Genomic DNA, 16,919 nt, shown 5'->3' with positions numbered 1-16,919 from the left:
TTGTTTGTGCTAGGAGAGTATCGGATCGTTGGGCACCGCGCATCGGAGATTGCCGCCGACATCGAGCGCGCGGTCGGCGCGGGTGACCTGGAACCGGGTCAACTGCTGCCGCCTATGAGGGAGTTGGCCACCGAGCTGGGGGTCAACCCGAACACCGTCGCGTCCGCGTACCGGACCCTGCGAGAGCGCGGAGTCATCGAGACCGCGGGGCGCAAGGGCAGCCGGGTGCGCCCGCGGCCGGCCAGTACGGCTCGCGGGTCGATCCGGGTCGACGCGCCCCCCGGCGTACGGGACCTGGGCGAGGGGAACCCCGACCCCGCGCTGCTGCCGCCGATGGGCGACGCCCTCGCCGCCGCGGCCCGGCGCAACGCGGAGGAGCCGGGTCTGTATGGACAGGCACCCGTCGACGCGGAGTTGGCACGGCTCGCCCGCGCCGCGATGGACGCCGACGGCGTGCCCGAAGGGCCGCTCGCCGTCACCTCCGGATCGCTGGACGCCATCGAGCGCGTCCTCGCCGCGCATCTCAAGCCCGGCGACGCGGTCGCCGTCGAGGACCCCGGCTGGGGCAGCACGCTGGACCTGGTGCCGGCGCTGGGGCTGAGGCCCGTGCCCGTGGCGGTCGACGACGACGGGCCGGTGCCGCAGGCAGTGTCCAAGGCGCTCGCCGCCGGGGCCAGGGCCCTCATCGTCACCGACCGGGCGCAGAACCCCACCGGCGCCGCCGTGAGCAAGGAACGCGCGCGTGAACTCCGGGCCGTACTGGCCGAGTTCCCGCACACCCTGCTCATCGAGGACGACCACGGACACGCGATCGTCGATCTCCCGCTGCACCCGCTCGCCGGGGTCACGGACAGCTGGGCGTTCGTACGCTCCACCGCCAAGGCCTACGGGCCCGATCTGCGGGTCGCCGTGCTGACCGGCGACGCCGTCACCATCGACCGTGTGATGGGCCGTCAGCAGCTCGGACCCGGCTGGGTCAGCCGACTGCTGCAGTGTGCGGTGGTGCACCTCTGGACCTCGGGCGCGGTGGACCCGCTCGCCGTCGCGCACGCGTACGGGGAACGGCGCGACGCGCTTCTGCGAGCGCTGGCCGAGCGGGGGATCGAGGCCTATGGACGTAGCGGGATGAACGTCTGGGTGCCCGTCCCCGACGAGACCGGGGCGGTGGCCCGGCTGCTGCACGCCGGTTGGGCGGTCGCGCCGGGAGCGCGTTTCCGGATGTCGGCGCCACCCGGCGTGCGACTCACCGTTTCGAGCCTCGGGAAGGACGACATCGAGCCGCTCGCGGACGCGGTCGCGGCTGCCGCCGGCCCGGCGCCCGCGCGCAGTTACGGCTGAGCCGCAGCCCTCGCAGCCCTCGCAGCCCCCGCAGCAGCCTCGGCGGGAGCCTGCGGCAGCGCCGAGGCGCCCGTGGCGGCGGACGGTCGCTTCGGCCGGCTCTGGGTCAGCGCCGCGCCCGCCAGCACGATCAGTGCGCCCACCGGGGTGTTCCAGCCCAGCTGCTCGCCCAGCACCGCGACGCCCGCGGCCGTCGCGATGACCGGGATGAAGTACGTGACCATCTGCGCCGTCGTCGGCCCGACCTCGGCGACCAGCCCGTACTGGAGAAGCAGCGCGAAGCCCGTGCCCAGGGCGCCGAGCGTGATCACGGCGAGCAGCGGCACGAGTGGGAAGGACGTCGGCAGCGTCGTGAACAGCGGTGTGACCACGGCGAGTTGGACTGTGGCGAGCAGCAGCTGGGCACCGGTCAGCGAGAGATTGGAGTGGCTGCTGCCGGCCAGGGTGCGCCGTACGTAGATCCAGCCGATCGGATAGCTCAGCGAGGCCAGCAGCGCCATCGCCGTGCCGCCGAAGTCGAGCCCGGAGAATCCCTGCCACGCGCCGAGCACGGTCAGCACGCCCAGGAAGCCGATGCCGAGCCCGGCGACCCTGCGCCGGGTCGGCCGGTCCTCGGAGAGCGCGACCATGGACAGTGCCATGCCCCACAGAGGCGAGGTGGCGTTGCAGATGCCGGCGAGCGTCGACGGGATCGTCAGCTCGGAGTAGGCGAAGAGCGAGAACGGCAGCGCGTTCAGCACGAACGCGGCGACGGTGAGGTGCAACCAGGTACGGATCCCGCGCGGCAGCCGCTCCCGCCGCACCGTCATCGCGACGGCCAGCACCGCCGTACCGAAGAACAGCCTGCCGAAGGTGACTTGAAAGGGTGCGTACCCGCCGGTGCCGACCTTGATGAGGAGGAAGCTGAAGCCCCACACCGTGGAGAGCACCGCGAAGCGGATGCGCCAGTCGAGGCCGCGGCGGCGTGTGGAGTCGGCAGGGGCGGGGGCGGGGGCCGATGGAGTCCGGGAGGGGACGGCGGTGCTCATGCCGTCCACCCTGGCCGCTCCAATCTCGTAGGACAAGCGAGAATTATTTGCGGTATTCGCTTAGCATCACTTACATGTTGAATCTGGAGCGCCTGCGGACCCTGGACGCGCTGGCCCGCCATGGCTCGGTGAGCGGAGCGGCCGACGGGCTGCATGTGACGACCTCGGCCGTCTCTCAGCAGATGGCGAAACTGGAGCGGGAGGTGGGCCAGCCACTGCTGGCCAAGAACGGGCGCGGCGTGCGTCTCACCGACGCCGGTCGGCTGCTCGCGGACCACGCCGCGCGCATCCTGTCCCAGGTCGAGCTCGCGCAGGCCGATATCGAGGCGCAGCGCGGGCAGGTGGTGGGCGAGGTCAGGATCGGCGCGTTCCCGACAGCCGCCCGCGGGCTCTTCCCCGCGGCCCTGACTTCGCTGCGCACGAGCCACCCCGAACTGCGAGTGACATCGAGCGAGTTGGAGCCCGAGCAGGGGATCAGGCAGGTGGTCAGGGGTGACCTCGATCTCGCGGTCGTGCTCGACTGGAGCAACAAGCGGCTGCCCGTGCCCGGCGGACTCGCGCAGGCTCATCTGCTCGATGACGTCCCGGATGTCGCCATGCACGCGGACCATCCGCTGGCGGACCGGGCGGAGGTGGATCTCGAGGAGTTCGCCGAGGACGACTGGGTGTCCTGGCCTGAAGGCGAATTCTGCTACGAGTGGCTGATGTTCACGCTGCGCTCGAAGGGCTTCGAGCCGCGGATCGCGCACATGGCGGTGGAGCACCACACGCAACTGGCTCTGATCGAGGCGGGGATGGGGGTGTGCGTCACGCCGAGACTGGGGCGCGGCTGGGTGCCTGAGGGGGTACGGCTCGTGCCCGTGAGGCAGCGGATGCGCAGGCACATCTACGCGGTGTGGCGGACGGACGCGGACCGCCGCCCGTCGATCAGGGCGGCGGTCGATGCCTTGCGTGGGGCCGCGGAGACGGTGGAGCGGTCAGAGGCCTGACGGCTTGGAGTCCGGCTGCCGCGAAGGCTTGGCGGCTCGGAGGCCGGCTGCCTCGGAGGCCCGCTGTCCCAGAGGCCCGCTGTCCCAGAGGGCCTCACAGCTTCCTGAAGTCCCAGGAGGCGACCGAATCGGGGGTCAGCCGCAGCCACGCATGTCTGCCGTCGTGCGGCATCTCGTCCATACCGAAGTTCTTCCGCGCGAACAGCCTCTCCGGCAACTCCAGTTCGGGGCACACCTCACCCGTCCGAGGCGCTTCGCCCACGAAGACCGCGGTGCCGGACAGCTCCGCGCCGCGCAGTTCCCCGTACTCCTCGCCGTCGTCCACCACGACCGCGAGCCGAGGATCGTGCCGCAGCTGTGCCCAACGGCGGCTGCACGTAATGGAGTACAGCCACAGTGAGGTCCCGTCCCAGGCGAACCACAGGGCGCTGACATGCGGGCGGCCGTCGGCGGACACGGTGGCAACCCGGCAGGTGCGCTGCTCGGCCAGGAACTCGTCCAGTTCGCCGGGCGTCATCATGATGCGACGGCCCCGGCGTTGTGTGACGGTCATGGGCAGCCCCCTCCTCATAGCCGAAACACTTAGCTGACTGTGTGTCAGGAATCATGAGCGCTCTTCCTTCGTCGCGCAATGGCGGTTACTGTCGCGCGCCCGGCCCGAAGAGTCGAAAAGTCCGAAGAATCGAAGAGATCGAAGAGGGGGACTCGTGCCGTCCTTCGAACAGCTCGCGGAACAGCTCGACCCGGCCACCACCGCGCTGCTCACCGTCGAGTGCCAGCAAGGTGTCGTCGGCGAGGAAAGCGCCCTGCCCGAACTCGCCGCGCAGGCACGGTCTTCCGGCGCGCTGTTCAGGATCGCCCGGCTGGTCGCGGGTGCTCACGAAGCGGGCGTACAGGTCCTGCACGCGGTGGCCGAGCGGCGTCCCGACGGACGCGGCGCCAACCACAACGCGCGGCTTTTCCGGGCGGCCGCCCGGCTCCCCGTCCAGCAGCACTCCGGCACGACGGCCGTCCGCATCGCGCCGCCCATAGAGGTCGCGGACGGAGATCTCGTCGTACGGCGGCTGCACGGCCTCTCGCCCATCGCCGGCACCGACGTCGACGCGCTGCTGCGCAATCTCGGCTGCCGCACCCTCGTCGTCACCGGCGTCTCGGCGAACGTCGCCATCCCCAACGCCGTCTTCGACGCGGTCAACCTCGGCTATACGGCGGTGGTTCCCAAGGACGCCATCGCGGGGGTGCCCGCCGACTACACCCCGGCGATGGTCCGCCACACGCTCGCCCTGGTCGCCACGATCACCACGACCGAAGATGTGCTCTCCTGCTGGAAGCGGCCGCGCCGCGCCTAGGCGAGCTTGATCGAGTCCCCGTCCACAGTGATGGAGGCGGGCGGCAGCGGGGAGGTGGCGGGACCCTTCTTGACGCTGCCGTCCGCGGCGCTGAACAGGCTGCCGTGACAAGGGCAGTTGATGACGCCGTCGGCGACGTCCTTCACCGCGCAGCCCTGGTGGGTGCACTTGGACGAGAACGCCTTGAATTCCCCGGCCTTCGGCTGCGTGACCACGACATCGCCGATGACCTTGCCGCCGCCCTCGGGGATGTCGGCGGTCTTGGCGAGCACTTTGCCCCCGTCGCCCGCTCCGCCCGTGCCGTCTGCCGGTGGTTCGGCCACCTTCTGGCCGCCGTCGTCCGAGCCGGCGCACGCGGTCAGCGCGACGGTGAGGCCAGCCCCGCCCACCGCGGCGACGACGGTACGGCGAGTCACGGTCCGCGACGGCCCCTGTGATCCGTTCATGCTGGCTCCCTTTCGACGCTCCCTGTCCGGCCTTTCACACCGGCCGGTTCTTGATGTTTTACGCGTGGGCGGAGCGGCATGTTCAGTGCCTCGGGGAATTCAAGGATTTCTTCAGAAAGGCCGTCTCGAGCAGCAGCAGATTACTCGCCTGGTCCCGATCGGTGATCAGATGCGTGGCTCCCGAGAGCGGCAGCACTGTGTGCGGGCGGCCCGCCGCCAGCAGCGCCGATGAAAAGCGCAGCATGTGCGCGAAGACCACGTTGTCGTCGGCGACGCCGTGAACCAGCAGCAGCGGACGGGTCAGCTTGTGGGCATACGGGACGAGCGAACTGCGTTTGTAGTTCTCCGGCAGCACGTCAGGGTGACCGAGGAAGCGCTCCTCCCAGTGCGTGTCGTAGAGCCGCCGGTCGGTCGGTGCGGCGCCCGCGACCGCCGCGTGGAAAACCTCCGGGTGGTGCAGCAGTGCGCCCGCCGCCAGATAGCCCCCGTAGGACCAGCCACGGATCGCCACCGCGTCCAGGTCCAGATCGGGATGGAGGGCGGCCGCCTCGTGCAGCGCGTCGATCTGGTCCTCGAGTACGAGTGTCAGCCGGTCGCCGTGAATGGCCTTCTCCCAGGCCCTGCCCCGGCCGGGGGTGCCGCGGCCGTCCGTGACGAGCACGGCAAAACCCTGCTCGGCGAACCACTGCGACACCGCTGACCACCATCCGCGCTCGTGCACCACCAGCTGGGTACCGGCGCCGGAGTACGGGTTGAGGAGCACCGGCAGCTTCCCGGAGCCCGGCTTGTGCCGGGACGGCAGGAAGAGCTGGCTGCGCAGCTCGCGCTCCCCGAGGGTGAGGAACACCGGCCGGGGTGTGACCAGGGGGGTCTCGGCGAGCACGGCGATCTGTCCGCCGGGCTTGCCGCCGTGCAGCACGGTCACCGACTGTCCGTCGTCCGTCCTCCTGTCCAGGACGACGGTGTCACCGCCCACGGCGGCGGTGTGGACGCCGGGGCCCTCGCTGACCCGGACGAAGCCCGCGTCCGGGTCGTGCGACCAGACATGGATATAGGTCGGATCCTCGCTCGCGGTGAACAAGACCAACTCGCCGACGGTGCCGACCACCTCGCGGATCTCGAGTCCGTCCGGGGTGACGGTGTCTCCGATCCGCAGCCCCTGAGTGTCGGAGCGGCACCAGGGAATCACGAGCGTGCCCGACGGGAGACGGAAGGGAGTGCCAGGCATCAAGGACACCCACGCCTCGTCGCGGGCATGATGCTGCGTCTGTGTCGCCCCGGTCGCGGGATCCACGGACAGCGTCAACTGCGAGCGCTGATCACGGGTCTGCACGGAGATCAGCGGGCCATGGCGGTCCCAGTCGGCCGACGTGACGTACTCGAAGGCGGGATCGGTCCAGGCCGAGGGGTGGTGGTCCTCGCCGGCAGCGGCCGGGATGCGTACCCGCACCCGAGCACTGTCAAGGCGCACGATGTGCATCGACACCTCGGCGTTCGCCGTCCCCGCCGCCGGATACGGCATCGACGTCGGAGGCTTCGTCGGGTTCGCGGGATCCGCGATGTACCAGCGCTGCACGGGAGAGCTGTCCACGCGGGCGACCAGCAGCGCGTCCCCGTCCGGCGACCACCAGTGGCCGCGCGGCCGTCCGATCGACTCCGCCGACACATGATCGGAGAGCCCATAGGTCACCTCGTGGCCCTCCGGCGCGGCCAGCAGCCGGTCGTCGGTCCCGTCGCTGCGTACGACACGGAGAGCCCCACCGGTGACGTACGCGATCCGCTCGCCGTCCGGCGAGGGACGCGGGTCGACCACGGGGCCCGCTGTCGCGATCCTGCGCGCGGCACCGCCGTCCGTCCGTACCGTCCAGAGTTCCCCGCCCAGCGCGAAGGCCACGATCAGGACCGCGCCGTCGGTCGCGTACGACACCACACCCGACGATGTCTCCCTCGCGCGTTCCCGGCGGACCTTCTCCGCCTCCGGCACGTCCGCCTCGCCGCCCAACGCGAGGGGATCGGCGAGGACGCGTTCCTGCCCGTCCTCGTACAGCCACAGCCGGCTGACTCCGTCCTGTCCGCCCGTGCTGCGTACGAACAGCACGCGCGAGCCGTCCGGCGAGACGGTGAAGCGCCGGGGGACGCCGAGCGAGAAGCGCCGGGTCCGGGCGTACTGACGAGGGAAGTCCTGGGCATCCATGGGGTCTTGCGTGTCTTCGGCCATGAGGCATCCTTGGCATGTCTGCGCAGGCCATGACAAGCGATAATCCGAGCGGTCACCCGACCCGCCCGAAGTACTGTGGGGCAATGCTCTCCGAAGTCACCGCGACCCGCTACGTCACGCCCCTGCGTGAAGGCGGCTCGCTTCCGGGCTTCGTCGAGGCCGACGATCTCGGCACGTACGTCATGTAGAGGCCGAGACTAGGTCTCTGACCTCCCCAAGGCCTCCCAAACGACGAGGAAACTCCCCAGCCGCTCCCCAACGGGAGCGGCTGGCGAGGTCGAGTCCAGGGCGTATTGCACGGCGCCAGACGCGGGCAAGCGCATCGGGTTCGCATCGCCCGCAATGGCATCGAGTCCAGCGAACGACTCGGGCGGCGCAGATGGGTCATCGAGCGGACGATCTCCTGGCTGTCCGGCTACCGCCGACTCAGCCCCCGCTACGAACGCCATTCAGCCTCAGCAACCCCAGCCAGCTGGCCATCCATACAACAATCAAACGCCCCTGCCGGGACAAAAACTCTTTATGAAGGTGTTGGATCGGGATGGTTCGTGGTCCTGGGTGACATCGCCCAGCCCCAAAGACGCGCAAGACCCACCTCGTTGTCGACACCAGTATCTGGATTTTCGGCAAGCACGTGCTGCTGCCCGTCGGAACCATCGAGCGCATCGACACGGCCGCGGAGACGCTCTACGTCAACCGGACGAAAGATTCAGATCAAAGGCGCGCCCGAATTCGACGAGGCCAAGTACACCGGCGAGCCCAGCTACCTGGAGCAGTTCGCCCGGTACTACGGTCAGCCGCACATGTAGCGATGGTGTCACCCCGTCAGCGCAGAGGCACTGCCCACGATTGCCGGAGTCGCCGCCTACAACGAGCAGCGGCTGCGACAGCTTCAGGCGCCCGTCGGCTGGGGTGAGTACGTGATCTCTGCCGACTTCTGGAGCCGGTCCCTGCAGAACTGGCAGTCGGAGCTCCTCGCGGTCGCGTCCATGGCCATTTTGTCCGTCTACCTCCGTCAGCGGGGCTCACCCGAATCAAACCAGTCGGCGCCGCCCACAGCTCCACCGGCATCGAAGGCTGACGTCCGAGCTCGAATCCGACGGTCACCGTCCAGTTCACAGCCAGCGTCCCTGCTTTCGGAATGCACAGGGCCACTCAGCGCAGGAAATCGTCAGTCCATGAAGTCAAAAGGTTGATCCGGCTTCAGTGCCCGCTGCCGCATGATGCGGCGCGCGCGTACTTCCTCGACCTCAACCGGACCGTGTGGGAAAGCCTGCCCGACGGCGAGAGTGTGCGTGATTACCTGGAGGACAACCGCCTGGCCTTTCTCGACGCGGCCCGAGCAGTCATGGGATAGCTCACCGCAGGGTGCCCTCTGCTGTTCACCGCCGTCCGACAGCCTTCTGGGCTGCCGGAGTTCGGGTCAGGCGCCGGGTCATCAGAGTGATGGGTTACCAGGCCAGATGGGCTTCGCCGTTGTCGACGCTGTAGCGGATGGCATCGACGCTCTCGTGCCTCGGCCACCTTTAGGGGTGCCCTCCCGCCTTGGTCTGGCTGGCCGGGAGGCGGCATCGGTTCGAGCAGGGCCAATCAGCGACGGTGGTGTCGGAGGGATGTCGGCGGCGGCGCATGACGGGCGTTCGGGTTCTCGCGGGTGGGACAGGACGGCGCATCTACTTGCCCCCGGCGGCCAACCGCCGCCGACGACATGCTTGTTGAGCTTCTCCCCATGGGGAGAAGCACCGTGGATTTGCAACGACTCCGATTGCCGGCCGGTACGGCCTACGCGGCAACCGGACTCGCGCTGTCGGCAACAGCGGTGGCGGGATGAGGCTCTCGAGCGGGCCCGTTCGCGCCCGCTAACGAGCGGGAGAATCGAGGCCGCCGAGATCAACACGGTGAAGGAAGTGACCGAGTCCTTCTCGAAGCGCGCCAAACGCCAAGGGGGAGTGAACGGCGGACGGCCCTTTACCAGTACCCATACGAGGACATCGCGACGTCCGCGGTGGCGCCTTCGCGGTACGGGCGTCGCGCACGTCTGAGCGAGCGCGAAAGTCGCATGAGAGGTCTAATTCCGAAACGGACTAATCGAACCGGTTACTGGAGATCTGCAGCCGTAGCGTGTGCGATGACGTCGGAGGGGCACTCTGCCGCGCGTCTTGCTCGCCAACGGCAAACGTAGGGATTCGTATGGCCACTTCCACCGAACCGATCGCTCCTGTCCCGGTCGCGGGACGCACACGCGGCAGTGTCGTGATCAGCTGGATCACGACGACCGATCACAAGAAGATCGGTCACCTCTATCTCATCGCCTCGTTCATGTTCTTCGTGCTCGCCGGTGTGATGGCGCTGATGTTGCGGGCGGAACTGGCTCGCCCTGGTCTGCAGATCATGTCCACTGAGCAGTACAACCAGACGTTCACGATGCACGGCACGATCATGTTGCTGTTCTTCGCTACCCCGACCTTCGCGGGATTCGCCAATGCGGTCATGCCGCTGCAGATCGGCGCACCCGACGTCGCATTCCCACGGCTGAACATGCTCTCATTCTGGCTGTTCCTCTTCGGCGGGCTGATGGCCACCGGCGGTTTTCTCGCCCCGCAGGGCGCCGCCGACTTCGGCTGGACTGCTTACACCCCGCTCAGCGGGGGCGAGCGGACCCCCTTCATCGGTGGAGACCTGTGGGTCATGGGGCTCGCGCTGTCCGGGTTTGGCACGATCCTCGGCGCGGTCAACTTCATCACGACGATCGTATGCATGCGCGCGCCCGGGATGACCATGTTCCGCATGCCGATCTTCACCTGGAACATCCTGTTCACATCGGTGCTGGTCCTGCTGGCCTTCCCCGTCCTCGCAGCTGCGCTGCTCGTCCTGGAGGCCGACCGCAAGTTCGGGGCCCAGGTGTTCGACCCGGGAAACGGCGGCGCCCTGCTGTGGCAGCACCTGTTCTGGTTCTTCGGACACCCAGAGGTCTACATCATCGCGCTGCCGTTCTTCGGCATCGTCACCGAGATCATCCCCGTCTTCGCCCGTAAACCGATCTTCGGCTATGTGGGGCTGGTGGGCGCCACCATCGCTATCACTGGCCTGTCTGTCACGGTGTGGGCTCATCACATGTTCGCAACAGGCGCCGTCCTGCTGCCGTTCTTCTCCTTCATGACGTTCCTCATCGCTGTGCCGACTGGGGTGAAATTCTTCAACTGGATCGGCACCATGTGGACAGGCTCGCTGTCCTTCGAAACACCGATGCTGTGGTCCATGGGGTTCCTCGTGACCTTCCTCTTCGGCGGCCTGACGGGCGTCATCCTGGCCTCCCCGCCGATGGATTTCCACGTCACCGACAGCTACTTCGTCGTGGCCCACTTCCACTACGTCGTCTTCGGGACCGTCGTGTTCGCGATGTTCGCCGGTTTCCACTTCTGGTGGCCCAAGATGACAGGCACCCTGCTCGACGAGCGACTCGGAAAGATCCACTTCTGGACGCTGTTCATCGGCTTCCACACCACGTTTCTCATCCAGCACTGGCTGGGTGCCGAAGGCATGCCCCGCCGATACGCCGACTATCTGGCCGCGGACGGCTTCACCACGCTGAACACCATCTCGACCATCGGGGCCTTTCTTCTCGGCTCCTCCACGCTGCCGTTCTTCTACAACGTGTGGAAAACCGCCAAGTACGGCAAACGCATCGACGTCGATGATCCCTGGGGATACGGACGCTCCTTGGAATGGGCAACCTCCTGCCCCCCACCCCGGCACAACTTCGTTGCCCTGCCCAGGATCCGCTCCGAATCACCGGCCTTCGACCTGCACCACCCCGACCTCGCTGAACTCGAAAACATCACCAGTGGCGATCGCCGTGACGTCATCGAACCTGGCAAAGGCGTCGCACCCCCGCTGGGAGACGACAAGGGCGACTCCTGATGGAACAACCACCACCCACAAAACAGGAGACTGCCGCAGGTATCAACAAGATCGAGGGCTACCTGCTCTACCAGGCAGAACTGCGCACAGCACGCAGCGAAGCCGAAGCATTTGTCCGCAGCATGCCCTGGCTCACCACCGCCGAACAGAACGAGATCGCCCGGCGCTACGCCGAGCAGCGCGTCAACCTGTCGAAACAGATGCTCAGAGCGATTGCCGCCCGCTGCACCGAACTGAACAGCACCTATACCGCCCGCTACCTTGCCCTCCGCCGCCGACTACTCGGCCTCAACGTCGCCTGCCTCCTGCTATCGGCTGCGCTCTGCGTCGGCTTGTTATTGCTCTCCTGATACGGCAGCGCGTGCTCAGTCGTTCTTCTCGACAACGTCGCACGGGCGCCGAAGCGGCGGGCCGAGCTGAACATCTGGATCAAGGTCCTGAGGCACGGGACCTCTCGCCGCAGACCACGGGCCAGGTCCATGCTCATCACCAACCTGAGGAGCGTCCTGCCGTTCCTCACCGAGTACGCGGCAAAGTACACAACACTGCGTCAGATCACCCGAGACGACGTCATCGAATGGCTCGCCAACCGTCCCTATCGCGCATACGACGCCAGTGCCCCGAGAGGACTGTTCCGCACGCTCAAGGCCGAACGCCTGGTGTTCTCCAACCCGATGCGCGGCGTCCACGGCGGTAAGCTCCCCGACTCGATTCCCTTGTCGCTCACCGCGGACGAGGTGGAGTCGTTGGCTCAAGCGGCCCTGCAGGAACCGGCCCTTCGCGTGGATGTCGCTCTGTCCGGTGTCCATGCTCTGCCTGCCCGCCGGATCAGTTCGCTGCTGCTGGAAGGACGAGTACACCGCCGAGGCGATCAACGACTACCTCGCCTACCGGCACCGTCGCTGGTCGAACAGCACCACCGCACCTGCTGATCAGCCGGAACACCGCGACAACCACTGCGGCAGTGGGCACGTTCTGGATGGACAAGCTAGTCAAGCAGCTACCAGTGGGCATCGACCGGCTACGGCAGGACCGCATCCTCGAAGAAGCTCTCGCCAACGGCGCCGACCCCCTTCATCTCGCACACGTCTTCTCCCTCGGCGCCAAGACCAGCCTCCGTTACACGTGCGCCGTCGCCACTTCGGCCGCCGAACAGGATTCGCGCCCTCGGTGAGCAGATCGAGGCCACCAAGGGCGGGGGCTCAGATCTGACGGTCGTTCCGATGGCGGCCAAGGGCCCGACCGAAACGCTCTGAGATGCCCGGCATAAGGCCCTCGCCGTCAGCCGGCCGGTCCAGGCCGAAGACGTAGCCAGGGAAGTCCAGTTCCTTCTGCACAGCCCAGATTGCCTCGTGATCCTGGGGCGGAAGAATCCGCGCCGGGTCGCCCACGGCTACCCAACCGATCGGCACCATCGAGTCGGCGGGCAGCACCGTGCGCAGGTGCACGATGCCGTTGATGCGCACCTCCGAGCGCGTCCCGATGCGCGCGCCGTTGAACACCCGGCTTCCGGTTGCCAGGAATACCTCGTCCTCCACCGAGCATCCGGTCAGGTACGAGGTGGGGCCGACCAGGACCTGCCGCCCCAAGCTCAGTGGATTGCGGCGTGTCCCGCGCAGGACCGCGTTCTCCATCACGATGCAGCCCTCGCCGAGTTCCACCGGGCCGCCTTCGGCAGTGAGCACGGCGCCGAACAGCACCCGACACCCCGCTCCCACCCGCACGTCCCCGCTCAGTGTCGCGGTCGGCGCGACATAGGCCGTGGGGTGCACGGTCGGCGAACAGCCCTCGTGATCGATCAACATGCTCGCGATCATTCCGCAGCCTGGGCCATTTACGCGCGCTATTCCACCAGGTAAGACCGCAGGGCCCGGCACCAGGCTGATCAACGAACAAGACATCCCCCTGGGCAATCGGCACCGGTGTGCAGAAGCCCGAGTCCCTCGTCCGACGACAGTGCGGGCCAGCGCCCGAGGCAACCGGCTGGGGAAGGAAAAGCGGACCTGGGGATTCTCTGCACTGAACCGAGGTGCCCATGCGGGTCAAGTTCCTGTAGCCATCCGTGGATTCATCCAGAGCACTCTTCAGAATTCGCGAACTCGCGGAGGTTCGGCATCGAAGCTCTCTACTGCCGGCCCGGACTTGGGGGAGCCCATGAGAAGGGCGGAGTGGAAGACCCGATCGGCTGGTTTCGTCGCAACCACCTGGTACCGGTCCCCGAGATCGCCTCCCTCGCCGAGCTGAACGCGATGGTCGAACGATGGGACGCGGAGGATGAGGAACGCCGGATCGGCTCACGGCCCCGGCCGGTGAGCGAGTACTTCGCGGTCGAACGTCCGTTACTGCAGCCGTTGCCGGACGAACCCTTCGAGAGTGGGCGGCTGTTCAGCCTGCGAGTGGACCGGTTCAGCCAGGTCAGCGTCCGCACCAACCGTTACTCGGTGCCGGTGGGGCTAATCGGACGAACGGTGCGGGTCGTGCTGCACGCCTCAGAGCTGGTCGTCGACGACGGGCGGGAGGAGGTCGCCCGGCACGAGCGGCTGATTGCCAAAGGCAAGACTCGCCTGGAGCTGGACCATTACCTGGAGGCGCTGATCCGCCCGGTGCCTTTCCCGGGGCGACCGCACTCGACCAGGCCCGCTCAGCGGGAAGGTTCACTCCGGTCCACGACGCCTGGTGGGCGGCGGCCTGCAAGGCCCACGGCGACCGAGACGGCACCGGGGCCCTGATCGAGGCCTGCTGCTGGGCCGTCACATGTCCCACAAGCATCTGGTCACCGGGCTCGCTGCTGCCGTTCGAGCCGGCGCTCTGACCGCAGACGCGGTCGCGCTGGAAGCGAGGAAAGCAGCAGAGGCCGAAGAGGTGGTTGTCCCGCCCGTCCCGGCCGAGCCCGAGGGAGCCACGGTGACGTTCCTGACCGAACGGCGGCTGGCTCATCCTGCCGCCCGACAACCGGCCGTTGCCCTCGGTCGGCCTATGACCAGCTGCTGCGGTCGCGGCAGCCGGCCGACCGTTCCGCCACCCAGGGAGAGATGCCGTGACGACGTTCAAACGCCACCGCGGGCTGCTTGGTCCTTCCCCGATAGGTGCCGCTAACTGCGACCGGTCTATCGGGCGGCGGACCCGGTCTCGCGGACGGGCTATGAGCCGGGCGAACTGGCCCAGTGCGACCTGTGGTTCCCGCCCGCGGACATCCCGCTGGGCTTCGGCCAGATCGCGAGCCCGCCGGTCTTGGTGATCGTGGCCGGCTACTCGCGGTGGATCATGGCCAGGATGCTGCCGACGAAGAATGCGGCCGACCTCATCGCTGGCCACTGGCGGCTGCTGACCGGCCTCGGTGCTGTCCCGAAGACCTTGGTCTGGGACAACGAGGGTGCGGTGGGATCGTGGCGGGGCGGACGGCCTCAACTGACCGAGGACTTCACGGCGTTCGTCGGGCTGCTGGGCATCCGGATCATCCAGTGCCGTCCCGGTGATCCGGAGGCGAAGGGGCTGGTCGAGCGGGCGAACGGCTATCTGGAGACTAGTTTCCTGCCCGGCCGCGTGTTCGCGTCGCCGACCGACTTCAACATCCCAGCTGGCGGACTGGCTGAGTAAGGCGAATCGGCGTATCCATTGCACTTTGCAGGCCCGTCCGTCGGACCGGCTCGACGCGGACACCGCCCGGATGCTGGCGCTGCCGGCGGTCGATCCGCCGGGCTGGTGGAAGTCTTCGCTGCGGCTTCCGCGCGACCGCGTCTCCGCCGCAGGCGCCCGCCAGCGGCGGCGTCCGACATCGCGCAGCCAAGACGGAGGCGGCGGAGAAGGCGATCCGCACGCTGGTCAAGCGCGGCGAGCCGATTACCTTCCAGGCCGTCCAGCGCGAGGCCGGCGTCTCCTACGCTTTCCTCTATAACCACCCCGACCTGCGCGGTCGCATCGAACGTCTGCGAGCCCAAGCCCGTCCGGTCCCCGCACCGGCGCCTCCGGCCGACGAACAGACCACACTCGTTCTCGCGCTAACCAGCCAGATCACCCGCTTGAAGAAGCGGCACCGAGAAGAAGTACGGGCGCTGAGGGACGCGCTCGAACAAACCCACGGCGAGAACCTCGACCTCCGCCGCGAACTCGCCTGCCGCGGCGGCACCACAGCAGCCCCTCAGTGACGGCCCGACCGATCAGCCAACCATGCGGCATGCTGACGGATTCGGGAGAGATCGTCGGGAAAATAGCTCTCCCAGCCCTCGTCCAGCCTCTTCCAGGCCACCGGCTGCCCAGCCTCCGGGACAAACGAGGCCGCTGCATCAACGACAGCGGCATACGACAGCCCGAGAGTGACCGGCCAGTCCGGGTGATACGAGCGAACCGCAACCGCTGCCGGCTCGGGCAGCAGTTTCGCCCGAACGCCCGTCTCCTCGAAAAGCTCTCGGGTCGCCCCCTCGCACGGTGTCTCCCCGGCCTCGACTTTCCCGCCCGGAGGAACCCAACCCCGCCAACGGTGCTTCACCAACACCACCCGTGCAAGATCCTTGTCGAACACCCAGACCTCGGCCGCAAGAGGCTCCATCGGTCCCTGCCGGGCAGCAGCCAGCCACCGGCAGGCCCCGTCGAACTCGGCTATCGCCTGTTCGGCATCGTGCACCGCCGCCTCGACGGCCCGCTCGTCGACCACGTTCTGAATCATCGGGCCAACATACGAGGCTGCACTGACATCGCAGCCACGTCACGTCGATCTCATGAAGGTCCCACCAGCGACAACATGCCGGATCTCGAACCGAACCCTCGATAACCACCGGCAGGCTGCTGCCTGAGCCTCCACGAGCGGCGCGGCGGCGGTGAACATTGGCCGTCGCGGGCAGTCTGCGGGGCCGGTCCCACGGACTCCGTGCCCTTGCCCCTCATCCACACCGCGGCCACCCGTCGCCGGGGTGCTCGGACGGTGCCGCCACCGGCACCCCCAGCGGGTGTGCGGTCGTGGGGGGACCGTCACCCGGTTGGTTCACCCGCGGCGCGTGCCTCGGATTCAAGCCGTGGACTGGTGGCTGTGGCCCCGATAGAAAGCGCGGTTGTGGGCAGGTGATCAGTGCGGCCGAGCGCACTCGGCCTGCGAAGGAAGCTGATTCAAGGAGGGTGTCATGCCTGCAGGTTCCAGCCCGAAACGGGAGCGCCAGTACGAACACATCAAGGAAGGCGCCGAGAAGCGCGGTGCCTCCACCGGGCGGGCGAAGGAGATCGCTGCGCGGACCGTCAACAAGGAGCGCGCGCGCTCCGGCGAGTCGAAGAGCGCCAGCAAGACCTCCACCCGGGACAGGAAGTCTGCTTCGCAGCGTGGCGGCGAGCGTTCCCACAGCGGCGCGCAGGGCCCCACAAAGGACCAGCTGTATGAGGAGGCAAAGAAGAAGAACGTCGAAGGACGCTCCTCGATGAACAAGCAGGAGCTGCGCCAAGCCCTCGGGCGCTGAGAGCAACCCACCAAGGCGGGCACACGGACGGTACGGGCCCCGGCGACGCCCCGGCGAGCAGACGCTCCATGCGCTCGGGCAGCGGGGCCCAGCCCTCACTGCCAGCGCGTTTCGCGTTCACCTTGGCGACCGCCCGCGGTATAGGCGCTCTGGACTCCTTGGGGAGTGGCCCCCAGGTGATAATCGACC

At 67.9% G+C, this 16,919-nt stretch carries 18 protein-coding genes and 2 pseudogenes; 14 read left to right on the top strand and 6 right to left on the bottom strand.

The window, feature by feature from the left end; genetic code table 11:
• Positions 1–6 precede the first annotated feature (6 nt).
• Positions 7–1,338: an aminotransferase class I/II-fold pyridoxal phosphate-dependent enzyme gene (locus J7E87_RS02030; protein WP_215089179.1), complete on the top strand. Its 1,332-nt coding sequence runs from the start codon at positions 7–9 to the stop codon at positions 1,336–1,338.
• Here J7E87_RS02030 and J7E87_RS02025 read toward each other — a convergent pair.
• A complete protein-coding gene (locus J7E87_RS02025) occupies positions 1,329–2,366 on the bottom strand; it encodes a DMT family transporter (RefSeq protein WP_251016819.1) in 1,038 nt (345 codons plus the stop codon). The two genes, J7E87_RS02030 and J7E87_RS02025, sit on opposite strands and share 10 nt — an antisense overlap.
• Positions 2,367–2,440: 74 nt before the next feature.
• On the opposite strand from J7E87_RS02025, the gene J7E87_RS02020 reads away from it, so the two are divergent.
• Positions 2,441–3,355, top strand: a complete 915-nt coding sequence (locus J7E87_RS02020) for a LysR family transcriptional regulator (protein WP_215089178.1) — start codon at positions 2,441–2,443, stop codon at positions 3,353–3,355.
• A gap of 94 nt (positions 3,356–3,449) precedes the next feature.
• On the opposite strand, the gene J7E87_RS02015 is transcribed toward J7E87_RS02020, so the two are convergent.
• On the bottom strand, positions 3,450–3,908 hold the full coding sequence (locus tag J7E87_RS02015; RefSeq protein WP_215089177.1) for a pyridoxamine 5'-phosphate oxidase family protein: 459 nt from the start codon (positions 3,906–3,908) through the stop codon (positions 3,450–3,452).
• 154 nt (positions 3,909–4,062) lie between these two features.
• On the opposite strand from J7E87_RS02015, the gene J7E87_RS02010 reads away from it, so the two are divergent.
• A complete protein-coding gene (locus tag J7E87_RS02010) occupies positions 4,063–4,704 on the top strand; it encodes a cysteine hydrolase (RefSeq protein ID WP_215089176.1) in 642 nt (213 codons plus the stop codon).
• On the opposite strand, the gene J7E87_RS02005 is transcribed toward J7E87_RS02010, so the two are convergent.
• Both J7E87_RS02005 and J7E87_RS02000 read right to left on the bottom strand, forming a co-directional pair.
• Complete coding sequence (locus J7E87_RS02005; protein WP_215089175.1) at positions 4,701–5,150, bottom strand: Rieske (2Fe-2S) protein; 450 nt, start codon at positions 5,148–5,150, stop codon at positions 4,701–4,703. The genes J7E87_RS02010 and J7E87_RS02005 overlap by 4 nt on opposite strands.
• A gap of 82 nt (positions 5,151–5,232) precedes the next feature.
• Positions 5,233–7,368: a prolyl oligopeptidase family serine peptidase gene (locus J7E87_RS02000; protein ID WP_251016818.1), complete on the bottom strand. Its 2,136-nt coding sequence runs from the start codon at positions 7,366–7,368 to the stop codon at positions 5,233–5,235.
• A 326-nt stretch (positions 7,369–7,694) separates the two neighbouring features.
• On the opposite strand from J7E87_RS02000, the pseudogene J7E87_RS01995 reads away from it, so the two are divergent.
• The 7 genes and pseudogenes from J7E87_RS01995 to J7E87_RS01970 form a co-directional block, all read left to right on the top strand.
• A pseudogene (locus tag J7E87_RS01995) lies at positions 7,695–7,820 on the top strand (IS5/IS1182 family transposase); the annotation flags it as partial.
• A gap of 393 nt (positions 7,821–8,213) precedes the next feature.
• Positions 8,214–8,449 (top strand): annotated as a pseudogene (locus J7E87_RS34725) (DUF6766 family protein); the annotation flags it as partial.
• Positions 8,450–8,560: 111 nt separating this feature from the next.
• On the top strand, positions 8,561–8,725 hold the full coding sequence (locus J7E87_RS01990; RefSeq protein ID WP_215089241.1) for a hypothetical protein: 165 nt from the start codon (positions 8,561–8,563) through the stop codon (positions 8,723–8,725).
• 833 nt (positions 8,726–9,558) lie between these two features.
• A complete protein-coding gene (ctaD, locus tag J7E87_RS01985; RefSeq protein ID WP_215089174.1) occupies positions 9,559–11,289 on the top strand; it encodes a cytochrome c oxidase subunit I in 1,731 nt (576 codons plus the stop codon).
• Positions 11,289–11,639 (top strand): hypothetical protein, encoded by a 351-nt coding sequence (locus J7E87_RS01980; RefSeq protein ID WP_215089173.1) that lies wholly within the window; start codon positions 11,289–11,291, stop codon positions 11,637–11,639. The genes ctaD and J7E87_RS01980 overlap by 1 nt, the downstream gene beginning before the upstream one ends.
• A gap of 129 nt (positions 11,640–11,768) precedes the next feature.
• The gene (locus J7E87_RS01975; RefSeq protein ID WP_215089172.1) at positions 11,769–12,221 is read left to right on the top strand and encodes a hypothetical protein; all 453 of its coding nucleotides are present in this window, start codon (positions 11,769–11,771) and stop codon (positions 12,219–12,221) included.
• Positions 12,222–12,268: 47 nt separating this feature from the next.
• A complete protein-coding gene (locus J7E87_RS01970) occupies positions 12,269–12,463 on the top strand; it encodes a hypothetical protein (protein ID WP_215089171.1) in 195 nt (64 codons plus the stop codon).
• A gap of 28 nt (positions 12,464–12,491) precedes the next feature.
• On the opposite strand, the gene J7E87_RS01965 is transcribed toward J7E87_RS01970, so the two are convergent.
• On the bottom strand, positions 12,492–13,106 hold the full coding sequence (locus J7E87_RS01965; RefSeq protein ID WP_215089170.1) for a gamma carbonic anhydrase family protein: 615 nt from the start codon (positions 13,104–13,106) through the stop codon (positions 12,492–12,494).
• Positions 13,107–13,457: 351 nt separating this feature from the next.
• On the opposite strand from J7E87_RS01965, the gene J7E87_RS34720 reads away from it, so the two are divergent.
• The 3 genes from J7E87_RS34720 (at position 13,458) to J7E87_RS35795 (ending at position 15,434) form a co-directional block, all read left to right on the top strand.
• A complete protein-coding gene (locus J7E87_RS34720) occupies positions 13,458–14,018 on the top strand; it encodes a hypothetical protein (RefSeq protein ID WP_251016817.1) in 561 nt (186 codons plus the stop codon).
• Between the two features lie 367 nt (positions 14,019–14,385).
• Positions 14,386–14,886 (top strand): DDE-type integrase/transposase/recombinase, encoded by a 501-nt coding sequence (locus J7E87_RS34715; protein WP_308312810.1) that lies wholly within the window; start codon positions 14,386–14,388, stop codon positions 14,884–14,886.
• 5 nt (positions 14,887–14,891) lie between these two features.
• Positions 14,892–15,434, top strand: coding sequence for a DUF6262 family protein (locus J7E87_RS35795; RefSeq protein ID WP_308312809.1), 543 nt, complete (start codon positions 14,892–14,894; stop codon positions 15,432–15,434).
• On the opposite strand, the gene J7E87_RS01950 is transcribed toward J7E87_RS35795, so the two are convergent.
• Positions 15,428–15,952: an NUDIX domain-containing protein gene (locus J7E87_RS01950; protein WP_251016816.1), complete on the bottom strand. Its 525-nt coding sequence runs from the start codon at positions 15,950–15,952 to the stop codon at positions 15,428–15,430. The genes J7E87_RS35795 and J7E87_RS01950 overlap by 7 nt on opposite strands.
• 451 nt (positions 15,953–16,403) lie before the next feature.
• On the opposite strand from J7E87_RS01950, the gene J7E87_RS01945 reads away from it, so the two are divergent.
• Positions 16,404–16,730: a plasmid stabilization protein gene (locus J7E87_RS01945; protein WP_215089169.1), complete on the top strand. Its 327-nt coding sequence runs from the start codon at positions 16,404–16,406 to the stop codon at positions 16,728–16,730.
• The last annotated feature ends 189 nt before the right edge of the window (positions 16,731–16,919 follow it).

The sequence above is a fragment of the Streptomyces sp. ISL-1 genome (assembly GCF_018614585.1).
GTDB lineage: Bacteria > Actinomycetota > Actinomycetes > Streptomycetales > Streptomycetaceae > Streptomyces > Streptomyces maoxianensis.
The sequence above is the reverse complement of the archived record's forward strand: the minus strand, read 5'-3'. Positions and strand labels throughout refer to the sequence as shown.

Bases quoted from the DNA above. Each gene is read 5' to 3' on its own strand.
- J7E87_RS02025 (WP_251016819.1), bottom strand. From the start codon at position 2,366: ATGAGCACCGCCGTCCCCTCCCGGACTCCATCGGCCCCCGCCCCCGCC.
- J7E87_RS02020 (WP_215089178.1), top strand. From the start codon at position 2,441: ATGTTGAATCTGGAGCGCCTGCGGACCCTGGACGCGCTGGCCCGCCAT.
- J7E87_RS02015 (WP_215089177.1), bottom strand. From the start codon at position 3,908: ATGACCGTCACACAACGCCGGGGCCGTCGCATCATGATGACGCCCGGC.
- J7E87_RS02005 (WP_215089175.1), bottom strand. From the start codon at position 5,150: ATGAACGGATCACAGGGGCCGTCGCGGACCGTGACTCGCCGTACCGTC.
- J7E87_RS02000 (WP_251016818.1), bottom strand. From the start codon at position 7,368: ATGGCCGAAGACACGCAAGACCCCATGGATGCCCAGGACTTCCCTCGT.
- ctaD (WP_215089174.1), top strand. From the start codon at position 9,559: ATGGCCACTTCCACCGAACCGATCGCTCCTGTCCCGGTCGCGGGACGC.
- J7E87_RS01980 (WP_215089173.1), top strand. From the start codon at position 11,289: ATGGAACAACCACCACCCACAAAACAGGAGACTGCCGCAGGTATCAAC.
- J7E87_RS01975 (WP_215089172.1), top strand. From the start codon at position 11,769: ATGCTCATCACCAACCTGAGGAGCGTCCTGCCGTTCCTCACCGAGTAC.
- J7E87_RS01970 (WP_215089171.1), top strand. From the start codon at position 12,269: ATGGACAAGCTAGTCAAGCAGCTACCAGTGGGCATCGACCGGCTACGG.
- J7E87_RS01965 (WP_215089170.1), bottom strand. From the start codon at position 13,106: ATGATCGCGAGCATGTTGATCGATCACGAGGGCTGTTCGCCGACCGTG.
- J7E87_RS01950 (WP_251016816.1), bottom strand. From the start codon at position 15,952: ATGATTCAGAACGTGGTCGACGAGCGGGCCGTCGAGGCGGCGGTGCAC.
- J7E87_RS01945 (WP_215089169.1), top strand. From the start codon at position 16,404: ATGCCTGCAGGTTCCAGCCCGAAACGGGAGCGCCAGTACGAACACATC.